This is a genomic window from Lelliottia amnigena (assembly GCF_019047465.1).
Lineage (GTDB): Bacteria > Pseudomonadota > Gammaproteobacteria > Enterobacterales > Enterobacteriaceae > Enterobacter > Enterobacter amnigenus.
Map to the genome: position 1 here is coordinate 3,179,286 of NZ_CP077236.1, position 25,029 is coordinate 3,204,314.

General features: G+C 53.9%; 17 protein-coding genes. 8 read left to right on the top strand and 9 right to left on the bottom strand.

Features of this window, described 5'->3' with window-relative positions; genetic code table 11:
* Positions 1-3: 3 nt before the first annotated feature.
* Positions 4-924, bottom strand: a complete 921-nt coding sequence (ldtB, locus tag I6L74_RS14895) for a L,D-transpeptidase (protein WP_059178553.1) — start codon at positions 922-924, stop codon at positions 4-6.
* A gap of 222 nt (positions 925-1,146) precedes the next feature.
* Here ldtB and I6L74_RS14900 point away from each other — a divergent pair, with 222 nt between their 5' ends.
* Positions 1,147-2,742 carry an ABC-F family ATPase gene (locus I6L74_RS14900; RefSeq protein ID WP_059178552.1) on the top strand — a complete coding sequence of 532 codons (1,596 nt, stop codon included), beginning with the start codon at positions 1,147-1,149 and terminating at the stop codon, positions 2,740-2,742.
* Positions 2,743-2,920: 178 nt separating this feature from the next.
* Here the strand turns inward: I6L74_RS14900 and I6L74_RS14905 are convergent, their stop codons facing one another.
* A complete protein-coding gene (locus tag I6L74_RS14905) occupies positions 2,921-5,284 on the bottom strand; it encodes a glycoside hydrolase family 31 protein (RefSeq protein ID WP_059178551.1) in 2,364 nt (787 codons plus the stop codon).
* A 17-nt stretch (positions 5,285-5,301) separates the two neighbouring features.
* On the bottom strand, positions 5,302-6,603 hold the full coding sequence (locus tag I6L74_RS14910) for an MFS transporter (RefSeq protein WP_059178550.1): 1,302 nt from the start codon (positions 6,601-6,603) through the stop codon (positions 5,302-5,304).
* A 290-nt stretch (positions 6,604-6,893) separates the two neighbouring features.
* Here I6L74_RS14910 and I6L74_RS14915 point away from each other — a divergent pair, with 290 nt between their 5' ends.
* Positions 6,894-7,967 (top strand): LacI family DNA-binding transcriptional regulator, encoded by a 1,074-nt coding sequence (locus I6L74_RS14915; protein ID WP_059178549.1) that lies wholly within the window; start codon positions 6,894-6,896, stop codon positions 7,965-7,967.
* On the opposite strand, the gene I6L74_RS14920 is transcribed toward I6L74_RS14915, so the two are convergent.
* The 4 genes from I6L74_RS14920 to I6L74_RS14935 form a co-directional block, all read right to left on the bottom strand.
* Positions 7,964-9,226 (bottom strand): DUF1479 domain-containing protein, encoded by a 1,263-nt coding sequence (locus tag I6L74_RS14920; protein WP_059178548.1) that lies wholly within the window; start codon positions 9,224-9,226, stop codon positions 7,964-7,966. The two genes, I6L74_RS14915 and I6L74_RS14920, sit on opposite strands and share 4 nt — an antisense overlap.
* Before the next feature lie 149 nt (positions 9,227-9,375).
* Entirely contained in the window at positions 9,376-10,191 is an 816-nt protein-coding gene (locus I6L74_RS14925; protein WP_059178547.1) for a Cof-type HAD-IIB family hydrolase, read from the bottom strand.
* Between the two features lie 177 nt (positions 10,192-10,368).
* On the bottom strand, positions 10,369-12,801 hold the full coding sequence (locus I6L74_RS14930) for a formate C-acetyltransferase/glycerol dehydratase family glycyl radical enzyme (protein ID WP_059178546.1): 2,433 nt from the start codon (positions 12,799-12,801) through the stop codon (positions 10,369-10,371).
* A 4-nt stretch (positions 12,802-12,805) separates the two neighbouring features.
* Positions 12,806-13,705 carry a glycyl-radical enzyme activating protein gene (locus I6L74_RS14935; protein WP_059178545.1) on the bottom strand — a complete coding sequence of 300 codons (900 nt, stop codon included), beginning with the start codon at positions 13,703-13,705 and terminating at the stop codon, positions 12,806-12,808.
* A gap of 126 nt (positions 13,706-13,831) precedes the next feature.
* Here I6L74_RS14935 and fsa point away from each other — a divergent pair, with 126 nt between their 5' ends.
* The 3 genes from fsa (at position 13,832) to I6L74_RS21450 (ending at position 17,933) form a co-directional block, all read left to right on the top strand.
* Positions 13,832-14,494, top strand: coding sequence for a fructose-6-phosphate aldolase (gene fsa / locus I6L74_RS14940; RefSeq protein ID WP_059178743.1), 663 nt, complete (start codon positions 13,832-13,834; stop codon positions 14,492-14,494).
* A 596-nt stretch (positions 14,495-15,090) separates the two neighbouring features.
* Complete coding sequence (locus tag I6L74_RS14945) at positions 15,091-17,268, top strand: M23 family metallopeptidase (protein ID WP_059178544.1); 2,178 nt, start codon at positions 15,091-15,093, stop codon at positions 17,266-17,268.
* 2 nt (positions 17,269-17,270) lie between these two features.
* Positions 17,271-17,933: a hypothetical protein gene (locus tag I6L74_RS21450; protein ID WP_059178543.1), complete on the top strand. Its 663-nt coding sequence runs from the start codon at positions 17,271-17,273 to the stop codon at positions 17,931-17,933.
* 515 nt (positions 17,934-18,448) lie between these two features.
* Here I6L74_RS21450 and moeB read toward each other — a convergent pair.
* A complete protein-coding gene (moeB, locus tag I6L74_RS14955) occupies positions 18,449-19,204 on the bottom strand; it encodes a molybdopterin-synthase adenylyltransferase MoeB (protein ID WP_059178542.1) in 756 nt (251 codons plus the stop codon).
* Positions 19,205-19,206: 2 nt separating this feature from the next.
* Positions 19,207-20,439, bottom strand: a complete 1,233-nt coding sequence (gene moeA / locus I6L74_RS14960; RefSeq protein ID WP_059178541.1) for a molybdopterin molybdotransferase MoeA — start codon at positions 20,437-20,439, stop codon at positions 19,207-19,209.
* A gap of 189 nt (positions 20,440-20,628) precedes the next feature.
* Here moeA and iaaA point away from each other — a divergent pair, with 189 nt between their 5' ends.
* Genes iaaA through gsiB form a run of 3 tightly spaced genes read left to right on the top strand, consistent with a single transcriptional unit; the run spans position 20,629 to position 25,022 of the window.
* Complete coding sequence (gene iaaA / locus I6L74_RS14965; protein WP_059178540.1) at positions 20,629-21,567, top strand: beta-aspartyl-peptidase; 939 nt, start codon at positions 20,629-20,631, stop codon at positions 21,565-21,567.
* 11 nt (positions 21,568-21,578) lie between these two features.
* Positions 21,579-23,450, top strand: a complete 1,872-nt coding sequence (gene gsiA / locus I6L74_RS14970; protein WP_059178539.1) for a glutathione ABC transporter ATP-binding protein GsiA — start codon at positions 21,579-21,581, stop codon at positions 23,448-23,450.
* A 33-nt stretch (positions 23,451-23,483) separates the two neighbouring features.
* Positions 23,484-25,022 carry a glutathione ABC transporter substrate-binding protein GsiB gene (gsiB, locus tag I6L74_RS14975; protein WP_059178538.1) on the top strand — a complete coding sequence of 513 codons (1,539 nt, stop codon included), beginning with the start codon at positions 23,484-23,486 and terminating at the stop codon, positions 25,020-25,022.
* Positions 25,023-25,029: the final 7 nt, after the last annotated feature.

Here is a 25,029-nt window from a genome sequence, read left to right on the forward strand (position 1 = left end):
GAATCAGTTCAAACGAACCGGCATCCCTGAGCGGTTCTGCACGGCCTGATCAACAACCGTCGCTTCAACGTCTGGCTGGGTAGTTACAGCCTGCACGTTGCTCTTCAGATTAATCGGTACGATTTCATTGTTATTAATCTGGTCTTCGCTGGTAGAGAGCGGGTTATGCACCTCAATGTAGCGGCTGCCATCCGGCTCAGAAGTGGCTTTGACAGGCTCATTGATGAACTGCACGCGCGTCCCGACTGGCACGTTCTCGAACAGGAATTTGATATCGTCGTTACGCAGACGCACACAGCCGTGGCTGACGCGCAGGCCGATACCAAAGTTGGCGTTAGTACCGTGGATTGCATACAGACGGCCAATGTACAGCGCGTACAGACCCATAGGGTTGTCCGGGCCCGCAGGCACAACGGCTGGCAGCGGTTCGCCGGCAGCGATGTATTCTGCGTGCATTTTCGCGGTAGGCGTCCAGGTTGGACCCGCTTTTTTACGTTCGACTTTAGTGGTCCAGTTCAGCGGGGTATCTTTGCCCAACTGACCAATACCAATCGGCAGAACGATCACGGTATTCGTGCCTTTCGGGTAATAGTACAGACGCATTTCCGCGCTGTTGATCACGATGCCTTCATGGACGGTGTCCGGCAGAATCAGCTGCTGAGGGATGTTCAGCACGGTGCCCGCTTTCGGCAGATACGGGTCAACGCCCGGGTTTGCTTCCAGCATATTAGACAGGCCCAACTGATATTCAGCTGCAAAATATTCCAGCGGCTGGTCGTTGCCTTCCGGCACGATAACCACCTGGTTTTGACCCACCAGACGGCTACCGTCTGTCGGCAGCGGATAAGTTACCGCAGAAGCGGTATTGCAAAAACCTACTACGGCTAACGCCGCCGCAAAAAGCGTTGATAATTTCATATTCATGTTATGCGAGGTATCTTTGCCACTCTGGCGATTAGTTGATGAGTCTGAGTCAGTGATGGGAGCGCATTATATGTGCATTCCCTCCCCCTGGGAATTCAGATGTGTACGAAATCACATTTTTTTCACTTTCGTTAAAGTTTAGCGGTTCGCTGCAACACGGGATCTCATTTAGGAATTGTGGCATAATGATGTGTTTATCACACTTTTTCGCAGGAATCTCCCGTGTTAGTTACCAGCAACATCACTATGCAGTTTGGCAGTAAGCCGCTGTTTGAAAACATTTCCGTCAAGTTTGGCGGCGGCAACCGTTACGGCCTGATTGGTGCCAACGGTAGCGGAAAATCCACCTTTATGAAGATTCTCGGCGGCGATCTCGAGCCAACGCTCGGCAACGTGTCGCTGGATCCGAACGAACGTCTCGGTAAGCTTCGCCAGGACCAGTTCGCCTTTGAAGAGTTTTCGGTACTCGACACTGTGATCATGGGACACGGGGAACTGTGGGAAGTGAAACAGGAGCGTGACCGCATTTACGCTCTGGCAGAAATGAGTGAAGAAGACGGCTATAAAGTGGCCGACCTCGAAGTCCTCTACGGTGAGATGGACGGTTACTCTTCCGAATCCCGCGCGGGCGAACTGCTCCTCGGTGTCGGTATTCCCGTTGAGCAACATTACGGCCTGATGAGCGAAGTCGCGCCGGGCTGGAAACTGCGCGTGCTGTTAGCCCAGGCGCTGTTCTCTAACCCAGAAATTCTGCTGCTTGATGAACCGACGAACAACCTGGACATCGATACCATTCGCTGGCTGGAGCAGGTGCTAAACGAACGTGGTAGCACCATGATCATCATTTCGCACGACCGTCACTTCCTGAACATGGTCTGCACCCATATGGCTGACCTGGACTACGGCGAGCTGCGCGTTTATCCGGGCAACTACGACGAATACATGACGGCAGCGACACAAGCGCGCGAGCGTCTGTTGTCTGATAACGCCAAGAAAAAAGCGCAGATTGCCGATCTGCAATCCTTCGTGAGCCGCTTTAGTGCCAACGCCTCTAAATCTCGTCAGGCAACGTCTCGTGCCCGTCAGATTGACAAAATTAAGCTGGACGAAGTGAAAGCCTCCAGCCGTCAGAACCCGTTCATTCGCTTCGAGCAGGACAAGAAATTGTTCCGTAATGCGCTGGAAGTAGAAGCACTGACCAAAGGTTTTGATAACGGCCCTCTGTTCAAAGACTTCAATTTGCTGCTGGAAGTGGGCGAGAAAATTGCGATTCTGGGTGCCAACGGCGTGGGTAAATCTACGCTGCTGAAAACGCTGGTGGCTGAGCTTCAGCCCGATCACGGTACGGTGAAATGGTCTGAAAATGCGCAGATTGGCTATTACGCGCAGGATCACGAATATGAATTCGAAAATGACCTGACCGTATTTGACTGGATGAGCCAATGGAAGCAAGAAGGCGACGACGAGCAGGTTATTCGTGGCATTCTTGGCCGTCTGCTGTTCAGCCAGGACGATATCAAAAAGCCTGCGAAAGTGCTTTCCGGTGGGGAAAAAGGTCGCATGCTGTTCGGCAAGCTGATGCTGGAAAAACCAAACATTCTGGTAATGGATGAACCAACGAACCACCTGGATATGGAATCTATCGAATCGCTGAACATGGCGCTGGAGATGTATCAGGGGACGCTGGTCTTCGTTTCTCACGACCGTGAGTTTGTCAGCTCGCTGGCGACCCGCGTGATTGAGATTACGCCAGAGCGCATCGTGGACTTCACCGGTAACTACGAAGATTATCTGCGCAGTAAAGGCATTGACAACTAATTTCCCGTCGTCTTTCACGCTACAGCTGCGTTGGCTGCACCTGCGCACCCCGGTCACTGACATATGTCAGCTCCCGGGGATTTGCAGGTTTGCCGCCTTGCTGTAACGCGAAATACTTAGGGAAATACTTCTGTCATGTAGGCCGGGTAAGGCGTAGCCGCCACCCGGCAATCAACGACTACAAAGCCCACTCACTCTGCTCAATCCCGTTGATCAACAACTGACGTTTCTCACCCACTGGTAACGTTACTTTCAACGCTTTCCATGCCGGACGATAATCCCCTCGCGCCGTCACGTTCAGATGGATAGTGGAACCTTCGCACAGCATCTCCCACTCCAGCCACAGCGCGTTGCCTTTCTGATAACCCCAGCTTTCGCCGTCGTCTTCAAACAGCATGCCAGACGTTGTCCCCACGCCTTTTAGCGGGAACAATTTCAGCTCGCGCGTATCATCTTTTTCAGCTGACACATGCGTGATGCGTTCGCTCAGCGGCAAACCGGCACCGGCGCGGACCATTAACGGCAGTTTTTCCAGGGGCGCATCGCGGGTAATCCACTGACCGCCGGAGAACCATTCGTGGGTGTAAAAATCGTACCAGCCGGTCACGTTGTCTGGCAGCCAGAGACGGCGCTCACGCTGTCCCGCTTCGACGACGCTCGCGACAAGCACATCGCGGCCCAGCATAAAATCGTCACACTCTTCGAACGTCTGCGCATCATGCTCGTGATCGAGGAACGTCGGGCGCAGCATCGGCTCATCGTCAGCGTGAGCCTGCCAAAGCAGAGTGTAAAGATAGGGCAGCAGCCGATAGCGCAGTTCGATGGCACCGCGAATGGCAGGGGTCACACCCGGATACATCCAAGGCTCATTCACCGTCCGATCGTCATTCCACGAGTGAATGGTAAAGCGTGGATGCATCACGCCGTTCTGCACCCAGCGCACAAACAGCTCGGCGTCAGGTTTATCGCCGGAGAAACCGCCCACGTCGTGGCCGACGTTAAACAGGCCGGACAGGCTCATGCCCAGGCCCATGCGGGTGTTATAGCGCAGCGTGTCCCAGTTGGTCCGGTTGTCGCCGCTCCAGGTCTGGACGTAGCGCTGCATTCCGGCGCAGCCAGAACGCGAGATCAAATACGGACGTTTTTCCGGGGCAAACTTCTGTTGGGCTTCCATTGACGCGCGCATCATTAGCAGCGGCATCACCGGGCGAATGTGTTTGATCGCAATGTCCTGACCGAAGCCGTGACAGCGCGCCTCACCATCCCAGACTTCAAACTCGTTGTTATCATTCCAGGTGGAATCAATCCCCATTTCCAGGATTTGGGTCGTCACACCGTTCTGCCACCACTCAACCGTTTGTGGATTCGTAAAGTCAAGGTGTGAACCTTCGTCGTCCCAGAAGCTTGAGCGTTCTGGCGCATCGGTTTCTGAATCACGGATAAACAGGCCTTTTTCGGCCACTTCGCCGTAGCGTGGGTGATCCTGTAGCAGACAGGGTTTGATATTCGCGGCAAGCTTGAGACCGGCGTCGTGGAAGGCCTGGCTCATCACTTTGGGCTGCGGCACTTTGTCATAGTTCCAGTTAAAGACGTAGCGCTTGCCGTTAATCGAGGTATATCCGGACGACAGCTGGAACGAGTCGCACGGGATCGCATGCTCTTCGCACAGGCGGATGAAGTTCATCAGCTGAATTTGCGCGTCGGGTGCGTCGGTGTAGTGCATCGTTGAGCCGCTGTAGCCCAGGCTCCATTTCGGTCCGAAAAGCGTTTTCCCGGTCAGGCGCACGAAGGCTTTGGTGACGTCGAGCACGCGTTTGCCGGTAAAAATGTAGTAATCAATATCACCCGCTTCGGCCTGCCAGCGGCGATAGGCGGTGTGGTAGTTGTCGATTTCGTTACCCAGATCCAGCCAGCAGCTGCTCAGGTTGTCGTAAAACACGCCGTAGCTCACGTCGTCGCGGCGGGCGATGGTAAACGGAATATGCTTGTACAGCGGATCGGTGCTGGCGGCGTTATAGCCCATCGCATCCAGATTGCGCATCTCATAGCGTTTGCCGTTGCGCTGCAAATCACCCGCTTTCTCGCCCAGGCCATAAAAACGCTCATCTTTACGACGGCTCAGGTAGTGGGCTGCGCCGTCGCCGTGGGCGTTCAGCAGATAGGCACTTGTTGGGCGATCGTTCACCAGCGCCTGCCATTCACCTGCCTCATTGCGATAATGCCACTCCAGCCACAGCGGCTGATGCACGGTTACGCGCAGCTGTTCGGTGGCAATCACCAGCGCATTGTCCTGCTGCGTGAGCGTCCAGGTCGGGCAGCTAAACCCGCTGAGATCTTCACGATGCCGGCCTTCCCACGGCACGTCCTGGTCTGGCGCTATGCTCCAGGTTTTCTCCAGCGCCAGCTCGCCTTTACGCTTAATCAGCACGCGGAACAGGTTTTCTTCCAGCACATACAGGCTCAGGTGATGTTGAGAATCAACCAGCAGTTCCAGATGATTCGCTGACTGCTTCGCCAGCGTCCAGTTTTTCAATGTTTTCATATGCAGTACATCCAGTATCAGGCGCGCTTGGCGCGACGTTCAGCAATAAATGCGACCAGGAAAAATGCGCCAATCAGGTCAAAGAAGCCCATGGCAATGAACAGCGGGTTAAAGCCGATTTTGTCGGCGGTTACGCCAATTAACAATGAGAACAAGAAGCTGGCGATCCAGGCCGCCGAGCCGCGCATGCCGTTGACGGTCGCCATCTGGCCTTTGTCGAACGATTCCACCACCAGGGCGCTGAGCATGCAGGAGATAATCTGATGACCGAACCCGCCGATAGAGATAAGCGCAATCGTGATATACGGGTCGCGGGTGATAGCAACCGCAGCCAGAGAAATCATCAGGAACGCGCCGGTCACGGAGCTGGCCACCACGGAGTTCACACGCGAGCAGCCGAAAAGACGGGTATAAAGACGGGTAAGATATCCGCTCACGACGCTGCCGAGATCGGCGGCCAGGAACGGCAACCACGCAAACATCGCGATCTGTTTCAGGTCCATGCCGTGTTCTTTGGCAAGATACAGCGGAACCCAGAAGCTCAGTACAGCCCAGGCCGGTTCAGCCATGAACGCGGGAATGGCGATGCCGTAGAAACGCTTATTTTTAGACACGGTTTTGAGCGCGGTAAGGAACGGCAGCTTAACGGCTGGTGGCTCGTTATCCTGCTTGATGAACGCCAGTTCGTCTTTGCCCAGATTCGGGTGCTGTTCCGGATTATGGTAGAACGCCCACCACAAAATCACCCACAGCAGAGCCAGCACGCCGGTGAACATGAACGCACCCTGCCAGCCGAACGACGCATGCGCAAAGTAAATAATGGGCGGCGCCAGCATCGCACCGATCGAGAAACCGACACCTGCCCAACCGGCAGCAATAGGGCGCTCAGATTTTGGGAACCATTCGCCGATAGTTTTGGCGTTAGCCGGCGTGGCGGCGGCTTCCGAGGCACCCATGAAGAAGCGCAGGATAGCCAGATGCACCCAACTCCCCGCACCGGCGTGGAAAATACACATTAATGCCCAGATCCCGGCGCAGACCATAAAGCCAATTTTCAGGCCAATCACGTCGATAAGCCAGCCGCACAGGGGCTGGAAAATGGTATAGGCAATCTGGAACGCGCCGACAATCCAGGAATATTGTTCGGTAGTAATGCCCATCGTCGCTTTCAGCTCGGGCGCCAAAATGCCTAACGAGTTACGGGTAATGTAGTTGACGGTGACGCCCAGCAAAAACAGCACCAGCACATACCAGCGCAGGTTTTTGATGACGCGGCGGGTTTTGCTTGCCACAACCGGAGTATTAATGCCCTGACTCATTTTCTCTCTCCACAAGACGGACGGTAGGGGGAAGGTACGATTCGGTTGTCACACAGATTATTATGGCGTTGAAAGTTATCTGTTTTTCGCTTCAAGTTGATATACAACTAGTATGGAAGTTGTGTGACAAGTTCACCTTATGGCAGAAAATGAGCGGGCAATAGTGGATTTTGTGCAAGCTTTCTCATAAGTGGCATTCGTTTTTTGGCAAGATGCCATTAAAGCCTGTAGATATGGGAATTCCACACTATGAAAATTTTTGCATTTAGCAAATGGAGCGAGATCACAAAATGGATAAAAGGCTAAAAATCGCAGAAATTGCCAGCCGGACGCAACTCTCGATCAGCACGGTTTCTCGTGTCCTGGCAGGGAAGGCAAACACCAGCGAAAAAGCCCGTCAGAAGGTGCTGGAATGCGCACGGGAACTGGGCGTCATGGATGGCATGGCGGCGGGTCGGTTACTGCTGAATAGTCTGGTGGTCTTCGCCCCGCAGCGTGCCTTTGACGAGCGGTCCGACATCTTTTACTACCGCGTGATTCAGAGTGTCAGCAAAGGGCTCGCCTCTCATGAAGTCAGGCTGCGCTACTGTGCGCTGGAGGAGAACGACAGCGACGCGCAGCTCTTTCTCGCCCGTATGAACGAAACGGACACTCAGGCCGCGATATTACTGGGCATTGACGATCCCCATATTCACGATTTGGCCGTTGATATTGCTAAACCCTGTATGCTCATTAACTGTCGTGATAGCCGGATGCGCTTGCCTGCTGTCGCCCCCGATCACCGCGCCATCGGTGAACGGGCCGCGGAGTATCTGTTCGAAATGGGTCACCGTGAGATCATGAATGTGCTGTGCCTGCGCCGGTATACCATGGAGCTGCGTCTGGCGGGCATTCGTGATGGCTGGCAGACGCACAATCTGAAATTTAACGATAAACGCGATCTGCTGGTGGTGCCCAGCTTCAGCGCCACAGAAACGGAACAGCAGGTCAGCGAATGGCTCAGCCGAACGCCCGCCAAAAACCTGCCAACGGCGTTTCTGGTGGGGGGCGATTTCATGGCCGCAGGCACCATTAGTGCGTTGCAAAAGCATGGCTTGCGGGTGCCGCAGGATGTCTCGGTGATGAGCATCGATGGTTTCAATCTGGCGGCGATTCAGGATGTTCCCTTAACGGCAGTGCACGTTCCACGCGATGAGCTGGGAACGGAAGCGGTACATATGCTCCAGCAGCGGTTGATGCGCCCGGATGCGCCGGTGGGAACGTTGTTGCTAAACGGGACGCTGACGGTGCGGGAATCGGTACGGCGGATACGTCAGGGAAAACGACGCACCGCCGTGGAGCGGGAAGGACTTTACGACGCTTAGACCATGCCGAGCGCGCGCTTGCCATGGATATTCAGATCGTTCACGGTAAAGCGATCCTGCCAGGTTTTTTCGTAATCTTCGCGCGGGAAATCGCCCGGCGATGCGCCCGTTTCCAGCGCCGCTTTGACCTTTTTCGCGTAGGCGAGATTTTTCTCGCACATCGGCGCGGCAGGGATGTACATCACGTTGCCCCAGCCTTGCTGATCATCCACGGGCGCGACGGAGTGAATCACATCGCAATGCCACCACACAGAATCCCCCGCGTCGAGCGCCGGAATGCTGGTTAACGCTTCAATCAACAGCGGATGCCACTTCTCCGAAATCGGCAGTACGCGCCCTGGTGCTACGCCGCAAAGCTCATCTTCCGGCACATCGTCGAGCAGCGGACGCAACAGAATGTACGCCATCGCTTCCGGGATCGGCACGACGTGCAACAAGCCCTGGTCCGGGATCATATCCGACAGCGCCGTCCAGCCCTGGAAGGTGCGGAACACCGAGCACTTGGTGGTGTTATCCACGGTGTACTCTTCCACTTCGGTGCGATGCGCGGCATTCCAGGGATCGTACCGATCGATGTTACCGTCAAACACCCGGGCAAACACCTGCTGATAAGCCGGAAGCAGCCAGCGTTCCAGCGCCCCGGAATCGGTATGCGCGCCCAAGCCTTTGGACGTTGTTCCTGGCGGACGGCGGCGGATGCGATCCGGATAAATCACGCTGACATCCGGGTCAAACCACTGTTTGCCGTTGCTCTCGAACGTCCACAAACGATTCAGAAACGATTGCACCTGCGCCATCTGTTCACTCTGACGGGCCTGCATTTGCGCCTGCGACCAGTAGATCGGATAAATTTCCGGACGCGATGCGCTTAATGAGCCAAAGAAGTTATCGCCTGGCCCTTGGTAGACCTCGTCGAACTGGTTGAGATCGAGATAGTCGAGCATGGAATTATCCCACGCCAGCGCTTGCTCGCGCGGGAAATGACCTTTGATGACTGCGCAACCCCGGCGTTTGACCGCTTCACGCTGCGCGGCGGTTATCGTGCCGTTCTTCACATCTTCAAAAGGGATAACCGGCCAGACGGATTCCCCTTTGTTTTTCAATTCATTAATTTCCGCCACACGAGTCGCAATTTTATCACTCAGCCGGTCGAAAACCGCCTGAACGTCACCGATCTGCGCGCGTAACTCGCGTTTCATTTGGCGAATCGCGGCTTTAGGGTCCGCAGGCAAAATTTCACTGGTAAACGTTAACGTCATAACCGCCTCGCATCTTTCATTCGAAAGTAAAAATGTCTACAAGTGATACTTTAAGTTAAAAATAAGTTAATGCAAGTTTAAAAGTTTGACGTGTACCGCAGGATCGGAAAAGAGTGATATGCCGGAACTTAGCCCCGGCCAGAAGGGGATTACGCGTTGAAAGGATCGGTATGGTCGAGCACGGCCTGGATGACGTTCAGCGCACCCTGATGATTATTATCGTCAGTGCTAAAACGGCTAATCGATTTAATGCTTTCCGCTGCATTGCCCATCGCAAACGAATATTTCACCAGCTTCAGCATTTCGGCGTCATTACCGCTGTCGCCAATCCCTACGCATTCCTGCGGGGAAATGCCCCAGCGTTTGAGCAGGAGGCTGATACCATTGGCCTTATGCAGGCCAGGGATAATCAAATCGACAAAGCCGAAACCGCTGGTGACGGGCTTCATGATGCCATCCAGCGAAACATGCAGTTTGTCGATGAGATCGGGGATATCGCTATCCGGCAGGTTCAGTGAGAACTTGAACAGTACGTCGTCAATGTCCTGATAATCGCTGATGCGCTTTAAGCGGTGATAGTGTTTTGACATCAGCGCGACAAACTCGTCAGGCGCGCTATTGCTCACATACGCGCTCTCTAATCCACAGGCGACGAAATTCAACTGTTTATCTTTGAGCAATTCGCCGATCACGATTTGTGATTCGTGGCGGGTCAATTCGCCGTGGAAAATCTGCTCGCCGTGATCGAACACCAGCGCGCCGTTTTCGGCGACGAAAGAAATGTGTTCTTTCAGTTCCGGGAAGAACGAGATGAGCTGGTAATACTGGTTTCCGCTGGCAACAACAAATTCAATATCACGTGCTTTTAGCTGCTCGAATTGTGCCTGAAAGCGTTCACGATCGTATTGTTTGGCATCATCAAGGAAAGTTCCGTCCATATCGGTGACGATAACTTTAACGGTCATACATTGTTCTCCAGAATATTACTGCGACCAGAAACATTCTAATAACAATGTGACCCGAACCACAAATCTATTTCATTCGAAACCAAAAGCAAATGACAACCCATGGTTGTCATTTTTTAGTGTCTGCGCCCTCTCCCTGTGGGAGAGGGGTGGGGTGAGGGCATCAGAGCGGAGAGATTAAAGCGTGTGCTCCGTACGGGCGATGATATCGTCCTGCGCGTCTGGCGAAAGCGCGGTGAAGAACGCCGAGTAACCCGCGACACGTACCACAAGATCGCGATACTGATCCGGATGCTTTTTCGCTTCGAGCAGCGTGTCACGTGACACAATGTTGTACTGGATATGCCAGCCTTTATGCACCTCGAAGAAGGTGCGCAGCAGGATCATCAGCTTCTGACGGTCCGAATCGTTCTCCAGCGTTGCCGGATTCAGCTTCTGATTTAACAGCACGCCACCCAGAATGGCTTCGGTCGGTAATTTACCCACGGAACCAATAACCGCTGTTGGACCGAGATGATCGGTACCCGATGCCGGGCTTGCGCCTTCCGCCAGCGGAGTATGCCCTTTACGGCCATCCGGCGTTGCCATCGTCGCCGCACCAAACGGCACGTTTGCCGAAATAGACGACGTACCCGCGTAGTAGTTACCGCCGATCGGCCCACGGCCGTGGCGCGGGTTGTGGTACTGCTTCAGCTCTTCGATATAGGTCTGGTAGGCGCGGGCCAGCAGCAGGTCGACGCTGTCGTCATCGTTGCCGTACTTCGGTGCACCGTTGATCAAACGCTGGCGCAGCTGTTCATGCGTCAGCCCTTCGAAATCATCCGCCAGCGCGGCTGCCAGCTGTTGCTGACCGATTATGCCCTGTTCAAAGACCAGCTTCTTCACCGCAGCCAGACTGTTTCCGAGGTTGGCGATACCGACCTGCAAACCCGACACCCAGTCATATTTCGCGCCGCCTTCCTTAATGCTTTTCGCGCGCTCAATACAGTCGTCCACCAGCGCAGAGCAGAGAATATCGTGTACGTTCTCTTCCAGCATGGTGTCCACCACATATTCAATTTCGATGGATTTGCGCGTGTAGTAGCGAATCTGGTTGTCCCAGGATTCCATCACCTGCTCGAAATTATCGAAGTTACCGGCGGAGAGCGCTCTATCCTGCGGCAGGAAAACCTTGCCGCTGGTGGCATCGCGACCGCCTTCCATCGCGGCGAGCATCACGCGGGCGAAGTTAATAAAGCTCATGCCGGTACAGCGGTATCCCCATTTCCCGCCAACAGCGGTTTCGATACAACCGATCGCCGCATAGTCGTAAGCGTCTTCTTTTTCGACGCCGAGCTTGATGAACTCAGAAATCACAATTTCATCGTTATTAAACGCGGGCATCCCAAATCCGCAGCGGATCACCTGCACGCAAGCGTCGAGGAAGTCATTACTCATACCCGCGTGGTAACGCACGCTGAGGTTTGGCTGAGTGGAACGCAGGCGGCCGCAGGATTCCAGAATCGCGTAAGAGAGCGGGTTTACCGCGTCCATCGCGTCGCCGTTGACCAGCTTCTGTCCGCCAATCGTGACGTTCTGATACAGCGGGCTTCCCGCCGACGCTTTTGAGTGCGAGCCGGAGCGGATTTTGTTCACTTCCAGCAATTTCAGCCAGCAGCTGTGCAGCATTTCAATCGCGTTTTCGCGGCTGAGCGACTGATCCAACTCAACGTCGCGGCGGTAGAATGGATAGAGATACTGATCCATACGGGCAAAGGAGACGGAGTGACCGTTGGACTCAATTTGCAGAATCAGCTGGATGAAATAGCACAGCTGTAGCGCCTGCCAGAAGGTTTTCGGCGGCTGATGGGCAATCACATCGCAGTTTTCTGCCATTGCCAGCAGCTCGTCGCGACGACTTTCGCGGATCTCATTGCTCGCCATTTCACGCGCCAGGCTGGCAAAGCGTTGAATATGCAGGCTGACGGCGTCCAGCACGATATCAACCGCTTTCAGGAACTGATCGCCGTGCAGATCGTCCAGTACGGTCAGGTTAATGCGGGTACGACGCTCGGCCACTTTGGCCCGCATCCCGTCGAGCCCTTTTTCCAGCAGCAGCGGGAAATTCACCGCCAGATGGGCATCGCCGGAGGTCATATTGCCTTCGGCTTTGATAATCCCGGTTTCCAGTAGCCCTTTTTGCTCGTCGGTAAACATGCCGTAGCAGCGATCTTGCACCGTCTGGCCGCGCCACCACGGGCAAATATCATGCAGAACGCGTTTATTCTCTTCGCTGACGGCAAAGCCCGCGCCCGGACGGTCGGCCAGATCGTCGATCTCTTTTTCAATCCACGATACGGTATATTCCGGGAAGATCGGTGCGGCGCGGACTTTGCTTGCCTGGTTGCCAATGATCAGCTCGTCGTGTTTTATCCAGATGGTACGATTCGCCAGGTGATGGGCCAGCGCAAGCGCGCGACGCACCGGGATAGGCTTGTCCATGTGCTGCTGGTACATTTCGGTGTAATGCTGCGCGCGCTCGGTACAAACGGGCGGCTTAACAATATGCACCAGAGCGGTTTTATGCGCCTTAATACGATCGGTCAACGTGTTCAGATTCAGCTGTGTCATAACATTATCCTCGTAAGGTGGCGGTTAACCCATTCTGGTCAGCAAACGCCAGGGCAAAGTCCAGTAACGCTGGGTTATCGAGCGGTTTATCAGGGGCAGAGTAAGGTTGGCCGAGCAGGGTATATTTGTTCATGCCAAGGGTGTGGTACGGCAGAAAATGGATCTCGCGGACGTTCAGCTCATCGGCGGCAAAACGTGTAATCGCTTTGACAGACGCTTCATCTGCGTTAAAACCGGGAATCAGCGGAACGCGGATAGTCATTTTTTTGCCTGCCGCCGCAAGGCGTTTCAGGTTTTCCAGTACGCGCTTAGCCGAGCCGCCAGCCCATTGTTTAAACACGTCGCCGTCGACATGTTTCAGGTCGGCGAGAAACAGGTCAACATACGGCAACGAGGGTTCGATCGCGTGCCACGGCACATGCAGACAGGTTTCAACGGCAGTATGTATGCCTTTTTCGTGGCTGGCTTTGAACAGCGAGTGGGCCAGAGTAGGGTTCATAAACGGCTCGCCGCCGGAGAGTGTGATACCGCCGCCGCTGCGCTCGTAAAAGGGTTTATCGCGCAGCACGGTGGCCATAATATCGGCGACCTGTTGCTCCTCACCGCATACGGTCATCGCTTGCGTTGGGCAACAGTCGGTGAGGGCGTTCAGCGTTGCATCGTTGAGTTTTTCGCGATGAATAATCAGTCCATTCAGCGTGCGGTCGATAATCCCTGGCGCAGCCTGCTGGCAGAGGTCGCAGCCTTCCAGACACAGGCGGGCATCAAACAGGACGTCTCGGGTACGAGAACGGCTCTCAGGATTTTGACACCAGCGGCAGCTTAATGAGCAGCCTTTCAGGAACACCACGGTACGAATACCGGGACCGTCATGCGTCGAATAGCGCTGAATATTGAAAATCATAATGTCGCCTCTTGTTGCGTATGAAGATTAAATAACTTTCGAATGAAAGTTATTTTGATGTGCGTCAACTCTGCGGCGAGTTTTTACGTGGTAGTGTTAGGGCAGGCTAATTTTGAGGGTTTGATCATGGAACTTTATCTCGATACTTCCGACGTTGCTGCAGTCAAAAAACTGGCGCGCATTTTCCCGCTGGCGGGCGTAACCACCAATCCCAGTATTGTGGCGGCGGGGAAAAAACCGCTGGACGTGCTGTTGCCAGAGCTGCATGACGCGCTGGGGGGAAAAGGCCGGTTGTTCGCGCAGGTGATGGCGACTACGGCCGAAGCGATGGTCGACGATGCGCGTAAATTACGCGCCATAATTAACGATCTGGTGGTCAAAGTGCCCGTCACGGCAGAAGGGTTGGCAGCCATTAAAATGCTGAAAGCCGAAGGGATCCCAACGCTGGGAACGGCGGTTTACGGTGCTGCGCAGGGCATGCTGTCGGCGCTGGCTGGCGCGGAATATGTTGCGCCTTATGTGAATCGCCTGGACGCACAGGGCGGCGACGGGATTCAAACGGTGGTGGAATTACAGCAATTGCTGACGCTGCATGCGCCGCAGGCAAAAGTGCTGGCGGCGAGCTTTAAAACCCCGCGCCAGGCGCTGGACTGTTTGCTGGCGGGCTGCGAGGCCATCACTTTGCCGCTGGATGTGGCGCAGCAGTTTATTAACGCTCCCGCGGTGGATGCGGCAGTAGCGAAGTTTGAGCAGGACTGGCAGGGCGCGTTTGGCCAGACAACTATTTGATTGTACGGCCTGATGCCCTCACCACGACCCTCTCCCACGGGGAGAGGACTCCCCAGAAAATTAGAAGTAGAAAGGTGGTGATTTAATGCTCAAAAAAATGCAATAAATCACCATTTGTCGAACACTGATACCTTAATCGTTTCCATATTTCATGTTACTTATGAGCAGTAAAGTATAAGTTGCTCATACATAACCCACTTCAATCCCCTGTAACCACTAATAAAAATTAGCGGGGATCCCTCAGTCTACAAGGAGGGTGGAAGAAAATATCCTTTATTCTCAGCATTTTCCATAAAGTTAACCAGTAACACTTAATACTCTGTCGTACTGGTTTCTTCATTCTTGCTGAAGGCAATCCACGCCGGTTGCAAGTGAGCACCAGCAGATAAAACCGGAATAAATATAAATAGCATCTATGAATAATGGAAATGCATAAATATCATAAATTTATGTTAATTTTGATTACATAAATCCCGTTGTCAGCAGGGGGTTAAAGCGTATTGTCGGCACAGAATAGATTCTGAATATTTATCACTGATAAATGGAGACAATATTGTGAATAGTTTATTCCATCACCGGACGATGGAGGCTGCATCATGATAATCAGCCCGCCGTTTCTGAAACCTCGCCACCAGCATGAAACCGACGATCGGTGGATTGACCGGACACAAAACACTGACCCTGTTCGCGCGTATCCGTTAAACCGCCATCAGGCATGGCATGGTGGTATTCATCTTAAACACACGGATTCCACTTCGCAGCCTGAATTCGTCCGCGCCATTGCCGACGGGACGGTGGTTTCCGTCAGAAATTCCCGGCTGGAAAAACGCGATACGTTTCCGCAGAACAGTACCGGGGGGAAATATGGCACCGATAACGGCTATATTCTGCTTCGCCATGAGACAGAAACGGGCACAGGCGATAATGCGAAAGTGGTTTTTTATTCGCTGTATATGCACATGACACAACTGCGGCCTGAAATGGTTAAGGGTAAAAAGGTTTACCGCAAGGATAAACTCGGCACCACTGGCATGGTGGACGGGGATAACGCCTTTCATTTTCAGATATTCTGTGACGATGCCAGTATTCAGAGACTGACCGGGCGTACGGACAGCCAGCTGGATACCAGCCAGGACGGGCGGATGGATGCGATTTACGGCGATATGCACTTTTATCTCCCGGCGGGCACGGAGGTCTGGCAGAGCGAACCGGGGATGATGGAAAAGTCTCCCCGCAGCACCGCAGTAAAAACCACGCTGCCCCTGTATGTCACCCGCGAGCTGAAACAGGGCAACCAAATCGTTATCACCCGCGCAGAAAGCGCCCCCGGTAGCGGAGAGTTCAACGCCGTGGGCGACCCGCTGGTCAGCGGGAAGTATGAATATGAGTTGTACAGTAAAATTCACGCGCACGCGAAGGGGCATAACCAGAGCGCCATTTACGAGTTACACCGCTTCGGGCGGCTGGTCTCGCCTGACCAGGAACAACTGACTGACCCGGCAACACCCGTCTGGTGCCAGGTGAATCACCTTCAGGGAACGGGCTGGGTGAATCTGGCGGACCCGAAAATTAAAAAATTCAGCGATGCAGATTTTCCGCACTGGACGGGCTGGAGGCTGGTGGATGACGATACCGACACTAACAGCCAATGTAACTCCCCGACGGTACTCGCCGAAAAAGACGCAGGCCAGCCTCTCAGCCGTCTGATATGTCATTTTCCGTTTGAATGGGACCGGAGCACCATCACGTCGCGCTTCCAGTGGCTGACCTCGCCGAATGAGCACGTTGACCCGCCCATGACCGCCGATGATTTTACCCGCTTTCAGGCCCATGTCAGCGCGCTCTGTCTGGACGATGCCCTGCCCGGCGGGCGCTACTGGCATTTTCACCCGCTGGAGTTTATTAAGCATTTCAGGAAATGCCTGTGGATGAGCGCCAGCGAATTTAAGCAAGTGGTGCCCGTCTACGCCATCCGGTCAGACAGCCACCGTGTCTACAGGGAAAAGGTGACGCTTCATGACGGGGCGGACTCGGTATTTATGAAGCACTATACCGGGCTGAACCGGGCAATGCGGAAATACGGCATCAACACGCCGTGGCGTATGGCCTGTTTCCTGGGGAATGCCGTGCAGGAATCCGCCTGGCTGAATCAGACCAGCGAAGGGTACGTTAACACATTTACCGACCCGGCAACGCACGAAAAGAAAAAGCGCAATACCTGGTACTACCCGTGGTACGGGCGCGGCTTTTTACAATTAACCAGTCCGAATAATTATTTTGATTACTGGACCTTCAGGGGACGTGAGTATCCGGCTTCATTAAAAGAGACGCTAAGCGATGCTTACCATGATTTATACCAGCATAAGGAAAAACGCTATCACAACACATCACTGCTGGATGAAAAAAATCCGGATTTAACCATTAATGTGCTTGCATGGCGGGATGATGTGGCAAATCACAGTTACGATCCTTCAGATAGTGCGGGGTATTATTGGATTCTGACTAATATGGCGGGTTTTGCCGATGAAGATCATATATTAGAGAAACATAGCATCAGCGGAATAAGTTATTATAGGAGCAATGTATTTTGGAAAGCTAGCGCAATAGTTAATGCCCCTGCACAAGTGACCGACAGAGAATATCGTGGTTTAAATGGTTTTGATAGCCGTTGTTGTGCATATGGTTATGCACTTGATGTGCTGTCAGAAACAAGGTTCTCTGATTCAAATGGAAGCAGTTCTTTAGAGTTTCCTTATACACATCGCAGAGGTTAACAGTGAAAGAGATAATATCAATATATTTATTATTTTCTACCTGCGCAGCAAATGCAGTTGTCGCACCTTCCATAGCTTTACCACCTGATTTTTTATCAGCGAAATTTGCTGAAAAAAATTTAGATGAGATTGTAGGTGCAACGTATATACAGCAATCTTCTGATTGTGACTCAGTAAGATTTAAAGAATATTTCTTTACAACGAAAATGGATAATACTGATTACTATTTCAATAAAAGTCCGATAAAACTATGGCAGTGTTTGCTTATGAATGGTGATTTAGAATCCTATGGCTTGGGTTATGACCCCAGTGTAGCCGATGAAAAACCTGCAAATCAAGTAGTACGCTATGACGAAAAAAATGATACATGGAAAATTGTAAACAGGAAATCTTATCATAAGAATGACAAACCATTGCAGTTATTTAATGTAACTTCTCCAAATGCAAAGGGCTATATGGTTGTTGACGAAAACATTAATAAATATGATATTCAGAATGGTATAACTCAAAAGAAAGAGGTTAAATTTTGTTTAATTGATGATAGTAAGAAAAACTATGCTCTTTGTGGTCATGGTGATCTACTAGAAAAAATAGATGGAAAAGAAGTTGATTTAACTGCATATTTTCTTAAATCTTTAGAAAGCATGACGTTATCTAATAAATAATAGTCTCCCGGCAGATAATGCAAGCTGCCGGGGAGGCTTTTATAATCTGTACCCTTGGTGTATAAAGCGATTTTTCTTACGATGCACTAATATTACTAGTGATATTCAAATTATTTTCGCGGTAAGAAATATTATGTTAATGACCAAAACCCCCGACGCCAGGCGCATACGCGCCAATAGCCAGACAGTGTGCAACCGGCCCCGAAAAGGCGTACTGGTGCAGGTGGGAAGAAAATCGACGATGAAGAGAACCCATCCCATCGAAATACCCCGCAGCACTAGCCCCACCGGACACTGACAATAACGTGGCAGGATCCCTATAGATGAACCAAAGCATTAGCCAGAGAGGTGATCGCCAGTGATGTCAATATTCAGCTTTGCTGAGAATGTTATAGCCTTCAGATTATCCCCCACAGAAAGAGGGAGAAACGAAGCAGTGTACAACCGCCTCATGCTTTGCTTCTCTGCGAAAGGTTAATGGAAACAATCACGCAAACAAAAAACAATCCGCATTGTCACTCCCCCCCGCAGACCTCGCATCCGGGATGACGCATCAGTTTCATCTCGCGGAACTGACAGCTCATCGCGTCGTACATCAGGATTTTTCCCGCCGCCGGTGTTCCGTAATGCGTCAGCACTTTAATCGCTTCCATAGCCTGCAATGACCCGATCACGCCAACCAGCGGCGCCATGACGCCCGCCTCGACGCAAGTCAGCGCATTCTCGCCAAACAGACGGCTCAGACAGCGATAGCAGGGCTCGCCGTCGGCGTAAGTAAATACGCTGATCTGGCCTTCCATCCGAATCGCCGCGCCGGAAACCAGCGGTGTCTTATGGGTAAAACAGCCCGCGTTAAGCTGATTGCGAATAGTGACGTTATCGGTGCAATCAAGAACCAGGTCGTGCTGTGCGATGCGCGCGAACAGCGCAGTGTCATCGAGCAAAGCGTCAATCAATGTGAACTGAACGTGAGGATTAATGCGTGCCAGCGCGGCATGAGCGGAGGCGACTTTCGGCTCACCAATTGTCGCGTCGCTGTGCAACGTCTGGCGCTGCAAATTGGATACCGACACGGTGTCGAAATCCAGCAGCGTCATACTCCCGACGCCCGCTGCCGCGAGATATTGCGCCGCCGCACAGCCCAAACCGCCTAATCCCACCACCAGTACGCAGGCGGCTTTGAGCGCTTCCTGACCGTCAAAATCAAAACCCCGCAGCACGATCTGGCGGTTGTAGCGCAGCATCTCCTGGTCGCTCAGTTCTACCGACATGCTCAGCCTCCAAATAAATGGTTAAAGGCTTCGACCTCAACCCACTCGCCCGCTTCGACGTTTCCGCGCTCGCGCTCAAGAACGATAAAGCAGTTGCCCTGGCTGAAGGAGCTGAAAATATGTGAACCCTGATGGCCGGTGGTACTCACCTCCAGTAAACCCTCGGCGTTTCGCGCCAAAATCCCGCGCTGGAAATCAAGACGACCCGGTGATTTTTTCAGGCGCGTAGCGGTGCGTACGCGCTGACGTGCAGGCAGGCCCTGTGCCGTGTTGCCGGACAATTTTGCCAGCAGCGGCTGCACCAGCTGATAAAACGTCAGCGCCGCCGACACCGGATTGCCCGGCAGGCCGCAGAACCAGCTGTGGTCAAGCTTACCGAAAGCGAACGGTTTGCCCGGTTTAATCGCCAGCTTCCAGAAGCCGATTTCACCCAGCTCGTCGAGAAGAATTTTGGTGTAATCCGCTTCGCCAACGGATACGCCGCCGGAACTTATCACCACATCAGCGGAGTTGTCCGCTTGTATAAACGCGGCGCGCAATTGTTCCGGATCGTCAGGAATAATGCCGAGGTTAATGACCTCGCAGCCCAGCTGTTCCAGCATCAGATGCACGGCCAGACGGTTGGTATCGTAGATTTGCCCCGCTTTAAGCGGCTGACCCGGCAACTGCAGCTCATCGCCCGTCGAGAACAGGGCAACGCGCACTTTGCGCACCACGTCGATCTCAGCAATACCCAGCGATGCCAGAACCGGCAGTTCAGCGGCCGTCAGCCTTTTCCCGGCGGCGAAAACGGCTGCACCCAGCGTGATATCTTCCCCGGCGCGGCGGATGTTCTGGTTCGGCTTAACGCTGGCGGTAAAACGCACGCCCTCGTCGGTTTGCTCAGTCTCTTCCTGCATCACCACCGCGTCGCAATCCGCTGGCAACGCGGCACCTGTCATAATGCGAATACAGGTTCCCTGCGGCCATTCACCCTGAAAAGGCTGGCCCGCAAAGGCTTTTCCGGCGACCGGCAATGCATTTCCTGCCTGAATATCTGCAAGACGCACCGCATAACCGTCCATCGCAGAGTTATCAAACCCCGGCACGTTCAGCGGAGAGACGATATCGCTCGCCGTCACGCGACCAAAACAGCGCAGTAAAGGTAGCGTTTCGTGCTCTTTCAGCGGCGAAATCTGGTCGAGCATCTGCGTGAGTGCCGTCTCAAGCGGCATCAGTCCGGCGGTAAAATCCATGGGTCACTCCTGCGGGATTGCAACGAAAGCGGGCATTATGGCAGAAAAGTGCCACTAACTGTATGACTCCGATGGTGTACGCTTTACATCACAGTTGCGTCTTTCTATATTCAAAAATCATCTGAAGCTCCGGCCACGATAATGATATTTATAGAAAAAGCAGCGCCTTTACGCTGATGGGTGATTGATATGGTGAATGCGGTTATCGCAATACACGGTGGAGCAGGGGCAATTACCCGATCAAAGCTGAGTCCTGAGCAGGAAAAACGCTACGTCAATGCGCTGTCTGTCATTGTCGAAACCGGTCAAAAAATGCTGGAAGCGGGAGCCAGCGCGCTGGACGTGGTCACCGAAGCGGTGCGTCTTCTGGAGGAGTGCCCGCTGTTTAATGCGGGTATTGGCGCGGTATTTACGCGCGATGAAACACACGAGCTGGATGCCTGCGTGATGGACGGCAACACGCTAAAAGCCGGTGCTGTCGCTGGTGTCAGCCATCTGCGCAACCCGATTCTGGCGGCGCGTCTGGTGATGGAGCAAAGCCCGCACGTGCTGCTGATGGGTGCCGGGGCAGAAAAATTTGCCACTGAGCATGGAATGGAAACGGTTCTGCCTGACATTTTCTCTACGCCTGAGCGTTATCAGCAATTACTGGAAGCACGCACGGCGGGGATCACTCAGTTGGATCATTCGGCCCCGCTGGATGAGAGCACCAAAATGGGTACGGTTGGCGCGGTGGCGCTCGATAAAGAGGGCAACCTGGCGGCAGCGACATCCACCGGCGGCATGACCAATAAATTACCCGGTCGGGTAGGAGACAGCCCTTTACCCGGCGCGGGATGCTACGCCAATAACGCCAACGTGGCGGTCTCGTGCACCGGCACGGGGGAAGTGTTCATCCGCACGCTCGCCGCCTATGACATTGCGGCGTTAATGGATTACGGCAATTTAAGCCTCGCTGAGGCCTGCGAGCGCGTGGTGATGGAAAAATTGCCCGCGTTGGGCGGGAGCGGCGGGCTGATCGCTGTCGATCGTGAGGGCAACGTTGCGTTGCCGTTCAACAGTGAAGGCATGTATCGCGCCTGGGGTTATGCAGGCGATGCACCAACAACGGGAATTTATCGTGAATAAGGGGGTTATGGGTGCCGCACAGTAACGATCTGGACAGCCAGCAGGTATTGGCGGTTCACAACCTGAACATCGCGTTTCAGGAAGAGCGGCGGCCCGTACCGGCGGTAAAGCATCTCTCGTTTTCACTCAAACGCGGAGAGACGCTGGCGATTGTTGGCGAATCCGGTTCCGGTAAATCCGTGACGGCGCTGTCGCTCATGCGCTTGCTGGAGCAGTCCGGCACCATGATTGAATGTGACAGCATGCTGCTGCGCAGGCGCAGTCAGAAAGTGGTCAGCCTGATGGAGATGAGTCAGTCGCAAATGCAGAGTGTGCGCGGCGCGGATATGGCGATGATCTTCCAGGAACCGATGACGTCGCTTAATCCGGTCTTTCCGGTGGGCGAGCAAATTGCCGAGTCGATCCGCTTACATCAGGGGTTAAACCGGGAAGAGGCGTTGGCCGAAGCCAAACGCATGCTGGAACAGGTCCGCATTCCGGAGGCGCAGACGATCCTGTCGCGCTATCCGCATCAGCTCTCCGGTGGGATGCGCCAGCGGGTGATGATTGCGATGGCGCTGTCATGCCGTCCGGCGGTGCTGATTGCCGATGAACCGACCACCGCGCTGGACGTCACGATTCAGGCGCAGATTTTGCAGCTTATTAAAGTGCTGCAACAGGATATGGATATGGGGGTGATTTTTATCACTCACGATATGGGCGTGGTGGCGGATATCGCCGACCGGGTGCTGGTCATGTATCAGGGCGAAGCGGTGGAGACGGGCAGCGTGGAGCAGATTTTCCATGCGCCGCAGCACCCTTACACCAAAGCGCTGCTGGCGGCAGTTCCGCGTCTTGGGGCAATGAACGGCAGCGATTTACCGCGTCGTTTTCCGCTGATCTCGATGAACGATCCGCAGCATCAGGAAGCCGAAACGGAGCAAGACACGGTGGTGGCGGGCGAGCCCATTCTTCAGGTTCGCGACCTGGTGACGCGCTTCCCGCTGCGCGGCGGCATTCTGAATCGTGTGAAGCGCGAAGTGCATGCCGTCGAAAACGTCAGCTTTGATTTATGGCCCGGCGAAACGCTCGCGCTGGTGGGGGAGTCAGGCTGTGGTAAATCCACCACCGGACGCGCGTTACTGCGGTTAGTTGAGTCGCAGGAAGGCAGCATTATCTTCAACGGCGAGCGCATCGACACGCTGTCGGCGAGCCAGCTGCAACCGCTGCGGCGCGATATTCAGTTTATCTTCCAGGACCCCTATGCGTCGCTCGATCCGCGCCAGACGGTGGGGTATTCGATTATGGAGCCGCTGCGGGTGCACGGTTTACTGCAAGGCGAAGAGGCCCAGCGTCGCGTGGCGTGGTTACTGGAGCGCGTGGGGCTGAAACCGGAACATGCCTGGCGTTATCCGCACGAATTTTCTGGCGGTCAGCGACAACGCATTTGCATCGCGCGTGCGCTGGCGCTAAACCCGAAAGTGGTGATAGCGGATGAGTCGGTGTCGGCACTGGACGTCTCCATCCGGGCGCAAATTATCAATTTACTGCTCGACTTGCAGCGCGACTTGGGTATCGCCTTTTTGTTTATTTCGCACGATATGGCGGTAGTGGAGCGCATCAGCCATCGCGTGGCGGTGATGTACATGGGGCAAATTGTTGAAATTGGTCCGCGCCGCGCGGTGTTTGAAAATCCGCAGCATCCTTACACCCGTAAGCTGATGGCGGCCGTACCGGTTGCCGATCCGGCACATCGCCACGGCCAGCGCGTGCTGCTCCAGGATGAGATGCCAGGCAATATTCGTAAACGCGGTGAGCGGGCAGAACGGGTTGAATTACGCGAGGTTGGCCCCGGCCATTTCGTCGCACCTCCGCGTCAGAACAATGCGTTTTCGTGGTTATAACATTTGACAGACAGGGAACAACAGGAGAATAAAATGACAAAATTTGTTGCTCGACCATGGCTGTTAGCCGCGAGTGTCACGGCGGCGCTGGCGGCAAGCCCTGCCTTTGCGGCCAAAGATGTGGTTGTTGCGGTGGCATCAAACTTCACCACGCTCGATCCGTATGACGCCAACGACACGCTGTCGCAGGCGGTGGCGAAGTCGTTTTATCAGGGACTGTTTGGCCTTGATAAAGAGATGAAGCTGAAAAACGTGCTGGCGGAGAGCTATACCGTCTCTGATGACGGCCTGGTGTACACCCTCAAACTGCGCAGCGGCGTGAAGTTCCAGGACGGGACAGACTTCAACGCCGAGGCGGTGAAGGTCAACCTGGATCGCGCCAGCAACAAGGAGAACAGCCTCAAGCGCTATAACCTGTACAAGAATATCGCCAGCACCGAGGCCGTCGATCCCACGACCGTTAAAATTACCTTAAAAGAGCCGTTCTCGGCGTTTATCAATATCCTGGCGCACCCGGCGACGGCGATGATTTCGCCAGACGCGCTGAAAAAATACGGCAAAGAGATTGGCTTCCATCCGGTTGGAACCGGGCCGTATGAGCTGGTCACCTGGAATCAAACCGATTTTGTGAAGGTGAAGAAATTCGCCGGATACTGGCAGAAAGGGCTGCCAAAGCTGGACACTATCACCTGGCGTCCGGTGGTGGATAACAACACCCGCGCGGCGATGCTGCAAACCGGCGAAGCGCAGTTTGCCTTCCCGATCCCTTACGAGCAGGCGGCGATCCTGCAAAAAAACAGCAAGCTGGAGCTGGTCGCCAGCCCGTCGATCATGCAGCGTTACATCAGCATGAACGTCACGCAAAAGCCGTTTGATAATCCGAAAGTGCGTGAGGCGATCAACTACGCGATTAGCCGTCAGGCGCTGGTGAAGGTCGCCTTTGCGGGCTACGCGACGCCAGCCACCGGCGTTGTCCCGCCGTCGATCCAGTATGCCGAAACCTACACCGCGTGGCCGTACGATCCCGCGAAAGCGCGCGAACTGTTAAAAGAGGCCGGATTCCCGAACGGCTTCAGCACTACGCTGTGGTCGTCGCATAATCACAGTACTGCGCAGAAAGTGTTGCAGTTCACCCAGCAACAACTGGCGCAGGTGGGCATTAAAGCGCAGTTAACCGCGATGGATGCGGGGCAGCGTGCCGCAGAAGTGGAAGGGAAAAGCCAGAAAGAGAGCGGTGTGAGAATGTTCTACACCGGCTGGTCAGCCTCAACGGGCGAAGCTGACTGGGCGCTGTCGCCGCTGTTTGCCTCGCAGAACTGGCCGCCAACGCTGTTTAACACCGCGTTTTACAGCAATCCGCAGGTGGATAAAGATCTGGCTGACGCGCTGAAAACCACTAAACCGGAAGAGAAAGCGCGGCTGTATAAAGACGCGCAGGATACTATCTGGAAAGAGTCGCCGTGGATCCCGCTAGTAGTAGAAAAACTGGTTTCTGCGCATAACAAAGCGCTGACGGGTTTCTACATTATGCCGGATACGGGCTTTAGCTTTGACGATGCGGATTTGAAATAACAGAACT

What these genes read in the sequence shown, in the direction of transcription:
- ldtB (WP_059178553.1), bottom strand. Translation starts at nt 924, where the DNA reads ATGAATATGAAATTATCAACGCTTTTTGCGGCGGCGTTAGCCGTAGTA.
- I6L74_RS14905 (WP_059178551.1), bottom strand. Translation starts at nt 5,284, where the DNA reads ATGAAAACATTGAAAAACTGGACGCTGGCGAAGCAGTCAGCGAATCAT.
- I6L74_RS14910 (WP_059178550.1), bottom strand. Translation starts at nt 6,603, where the DNA reads ATGAGTCAGGGCATTAATACTCCGGTTGTGGCAAGCAAAACCCGCCGC.
- I6L74_RS14915 (WP_059178549.1), top strand. Translation starts at nt 6,894, where the DNA reads ATGGATAAAAGGCTAAAAATCGCAGAAATTGCCAGCCGGACGCAACTC.
- I6L74_RS14920 (WP_059178548.1), bottom strand. Translation starts at nt 9,226, where the DNA reads ATGACGTTAACGTTTACCAGTGAAATTTTGCCTGCGGACCCTAAAGCC.
- I6L74_RS14925 (WP_059178547.1), bottom strand. Translation starts at nt 10,191, where the DNA reads ATGACCGTTAAAGTTATCGTCACCGATATGGACGGAACTTTCCTTGAT.
- I6L74_RS14930 (WP_059178546.1), bottom strand. Translation starts at nt 12,801, where the DNA reads ATGACACAGCTGAATCTGAACACGTTGACCGATCGTATTAAGGCGCAT.
- I6L74_RS14935 (WP_059178545.1), bottom strand. Translation starts at nt 13,705, where the DNA reads ATGATTTTCAATATTCAGCGCTATTCGACGCATGACGGTCCCGGTATT.
- fsa (WP_059178743.1), top strand. Translation starts at nt 13,832, where the DNA reads ATGGAACTTTATCTCGATACTTCCGACGTTGCTGCAGTCAAAAAACTG.
- I6L74_RS14945 (WP_059178544.1), top strand. Translation starts at nt 15,091, where the DNA reads ATGATAATCAGCCCGCCGTTTCTGAAACCTCGCCACCAGCATGAAACC.
- moeB (WP_059178542.1), bottom strand. Translation starts at nt 19,204, where the DNA reads ATGTCGGTAGAACTGAGCGACCAGGAGATGCTGCGCTACAACCGCCAG.
- moeA (WP_059178541.1), bottom strand. Translation starts at nt 20,439, where the DNA reads ATGGATTTTACCGCCGGACTGATGCCGCTTGAGACGGCACTCACGCAG.
- iaaA (WP_059178540.1), top strand. Translation starts at nt 20,629, where the DNA reads ATGGTGAATGCGGTTATCGCAATACACGGTGGAGCAGGGGCAATTACC.
- gsiB (WP_059178538.1), top strand. Translation starts at nt 23,484, where the DNA reads ATGACAAAATTTGTTGCTCGACCATGGCTGTTAGCCGCGAGTGTCACG.